This is a genomic window from Shewanella sp. POL2 (assembly GCF_000282755.1).
GTDB lineage: Bacteria > Pseudomonadota > Gammaproteobacteria > Enterobacterales > Shewanellaceae > Shewanella > Shewanella xiamenensis.
Map to the genome: position 1 here is coordinate 1 of NZ_AKZL01000218.1, position 451 is coordinate 451.

Consider the following 451-nt stretch of genomic DNA (forward strand, 5'->3'; position numbering starts at 1 on the left):
ATCCCCTTGATTGGTATGACCTAACTCCTCCCTGACACTGTCATGCTTGTAAGTCAGCGAGGTGGTATCCTCTAGTGCTAACAAGATGTCATGCTCTCGAGCTTGCTGCGCGGTGGCTTGAAAACCCGCTTCAGCAATATCACTGGCTTGAATATTCTCATTGCGGATAAATCGGTAGGCCCCTTCCATCTCAGCGGGGGATAAGGGAAGTCTGGACACGGCAACTCCGGGTTGTTGGGTAATAGAGGTAGCCAGTGAAACAAGTCTTTGTGTACGTCTTGGGTCGTTGAGGTTTGCGTGCCCAAATTGACATTGCGCCCACTGCTCTGGATCCATCATCTTCATCATAATCGCCTCGAATATTTAGCCCTAGACGATCTGATCACAATGCGGGGAATGAGTTCAAAAAAAATCCCTGAGCATTGTTCAGGGATTTGTGTATGAGAGACAG

1 protein-coding gene is annotated in these 451 nt (G+C 48.6%); it reads right to left on the reverse strand.

Features of this window, described 5'->3' with window-relative positions:
* Nucleotides 1-336 (reverse strand): transposase (locus tag SHEWPOL2_RS22140; protein WP_192812117.1); only part of this gene is annotated, 336 nt, incomplete at its 3' end.
* Nucleotides 337-451 lie beyond the last annotated feature (115 nt).